Source organism: Nocardia sp. NPDC060259, from assembly GCF_042728775.1.
In the GTDB taxonomy this organism is placed as follows: domain Bacteria; phylum Actinomycetota; class Actinomycetes; order Mycobacteriales; family Mycobacteriaceae; genus Nocardia.
This window is the reverse complement of record NZ_JBHXAY010000198.1, coordinates 1-2,304: the sequence shown is the minus strand read 5'-3', so window position 1 is coordinate 2,304 and position 2,304 is coordinate 1. Positions and strand designations below refer to the sequence as shown.

At 69.6% G+C, this 2,304-nt stretch carries 4 protein-coding genes; 1 reads left to right on the top strand and 3 read right to left on the bottom strand.

Features of this window, described 5'->3' with window-relative positions:
• A partial coding sequence (locus ACFWF2_RS33540; RefSeq protein WP_379311498.1) for a hypothetical protein occupies window positions 1-267 on the top strand: 267 nt, incomplete at its 5' end.
• Window positions 268-403: 136 nt separating this feature from the next.
• Here ACFWF2_RS33540 and ACFWF2_RS33535 read toward each other — a convergent pair.
• From ACFWF2_RS33535 to ACFWF2_RS33525, 3 genes are all read right to left on the bottom strand, one after another.
• On the bottom strand, window positions 404-706 hold the full coding sequence (locus tag ACFWF2_RS33535; RefSeq protein WP_379311497.1) for a hypothetical protein: 303 nt from the start codon (window positions 704-706) through the stop codon (window positions 404-406).
• A complete protein-coding gene (locus ACFWF2_RS33530; RefSeq protein WP_379311496.1) occupies window positions 687-1,262 on the bottom strand; it encodes an RNA polymerase sigma factor in 576 nt (191 codons plus the stop codon). Before ACFWF2_RS33530 ends, ACFWF2_RS33535 begins: the two co-directional genes overlap by 20 nt.
• A gap of 170 nt (window positions 1,263-1,432) precedes the next feature.
• A complete protein-coding gene (locus tag ACFWF2_RS33525) occupies window positions 1,433-2,224 on the bottom strand; it encodes a class I SAM-dependent methyltransferase (protein WP_379311495.1) in 792 nt (263 codons plus the stop codon).
• Window positions 2,225-2,304: the final 80 nt, after the last annotated feature.

Sequence of the window (2,304 nt, the reverse complement as noted above, 5' to 3'; positions counted from 1 at the left end):
CCGGAACCGGCTCCGGTCGCCGAGGTCGCGACCGAAGCCGCGCCGAAGGCCGCGCCTGCCGGTGGTGGCCTCGGGATGAAGGGTGCCGCCAAGGCGCCCGGTGGCGGTCTGGGCATGAAGGGTGCCGCCAAGGCCCCCGGCGCGAAGGCCAAGGAGAAGTCGGCCTCTGCTGAGAGCTCAGATGCCCCGGCCCCCGCTAGACCGGTCAAGGGGCTGGCCTTGAAGAGCGGCGCAAAGAAACCCGGCGTACAGCCTGCTGATGCGTAGTCCGGCGACGACGACGCCCGGTGACCCGCTCAGGGTGCGGCACCGCCTCAGCGTGGCTGGGGTTAGCGCTCTGCGAGCGAAAGAGAGTGTGCCCCACGCCCTCACGTGGGGCACACCCTGAAACCGTTGCCGTGGACTACGAGGCGACCTTCGTACGGTGCTCGTCGTGCCCGGCGACGGTCAGCTTGCACGCACCGTCCTCGCACGAGCGCTGCAGCCGACCCCTCGATATCGTCTGCATCAACCCGATCGCCCAGCAGGTCGGGCAGCCGCGCAGCGCGATCAGCCCGACGGGCAGGAGGAGCAGGCCGGCCGGGCCGACGAGTGGGATCAGGGCGACCGAGCCGATCAGGGCGGCGAAGCCCACTGTGCCGCGGGCCAGGTGTTTCGGTAGGGATGAGCTGGCGAAGTCGGGGCTGTCAGGTTTCGTTCCGGTCATCGTTTCCTCCAGGAACCAGGTCGGATGCGGATTGCAGTGTTTCGCGTACCGTCGCGCGTGCTCGGTGCAGGCGTGACTTCATCGCGGCGGTACTCAGTCCGAGGGCATCGGCGACCAACCGTCCGCTGTAGCCCTGGATGTCGCGCATGATCAGGACGCGACGCTGATCGGCGGGCAGGGCGGCGACCGCGGCCGCGACCCGCCCCGCTTCCAGGCGTTGCAGGACCTCGTCCTCGGCCGAGGCGGCAGCGGCGATGTCCGGCACCGGCGGGTGATCTCGCAGCGCCACCCGTGCTCGCCGCAGGCACTCGTTGCGGACGATGCGGAACATCCACGACGCCAGTGCGCCGGAGGCCCGCAGCATCCCGATCTTGCGGTACAGGATGATCAGTGCTTCCTGCGCCGCGTCCTCGGCGTCTTCCGGTGTGGCGCACAGGGATCGGGCGAAGCGCTGGATGTTCGGGTGCGCGCCCGACACCAGCGCGGCGATCGAATCCACATCGCCACCCTGCGCCGCGACGATCAGCTGGTGGTCGGGCCAGGTCGACTCAGCCACGCCCGGCTCGTTTGCGCTTCACAACGACCATGCACGTGCACAACGCCACCAGGCCGACCACAACACCGATTCCGATGATCACAACAAACCTCCGTATCCGGTCCCGACATTGTGTCGGGACACAGATAAGAGGCAGCGGCCGGCCGAAAGGATTCAGGGCTCGTGCGAACTCAACGACGGGCGGTGACGATCCAGGCCCGCGAATCGAAAAACACGCCGGTGTCGCTCGTGTGCTCGGCGAGGGTCGCGAGCAACCGCGCGCGAGTTCGCCCGGCCGCGTCGGCGTCGAGAGCGGCGAACATGTCCCGGAATCCCTGCAGGCGGGACAGGTTGGCGAGGGCCGCCTCGCTGTCCGCGCCGTAGTAGACCGGCTCGTGCACGTCGGTGAATTCGATGTCGGTGAACCCGGCCGCCGCCAGGATGGTTTCGGTGGTCACCGGGTCGGCGAGGGCGAACGGACCTGGACCGTCGGCCGGCGCCGCGGCGCGGATCCGCACCAGCGCGGACGCCCACTCGTTGCGGTCGTGCTCCTGCCAGACCAGCAGCACCAGCCGTGCGCCCGGCCGGAGTGCCCGCCCGATATTGGTGAACGCGGCGACCGGATCGGCGAAGAACATCGAACCGAACCGGCTGATGCAGAGATCGAAAGACGCGGGCGGGAACGGATGAACCTGCGCATCCGCCTGCTCGAAAGCGATGTTGGTCAGCTGCTCGTCGTCGCTGAGGCGACGAGCCTGGTCGAGCATCGGCGCCGAGACGTCGACACCCAGCGCACTCCCGTCGACGGCGGCGCGGGCGGCCTCGCGCGTGGTCAGGCCGGTGCCGCAACCGATGTCGAGCACCCGGTCGCGGGCGCCGACGCGGGCGGCGGCACGGAAGAGTGCATTGTGCGGGCGCAGTTCCGCGTCGTAGTCGAACAGGTCGGTTTCGGCCGATCGCCGGGCAGTGCGCTCATCGGGCATCGCCGTCACCGCGTCCTCTCGAGGTCCGAGGCTCCATCTCACCACGCCGCGCCGCCGGTATGTGGTGGGGCGCCCCCCCG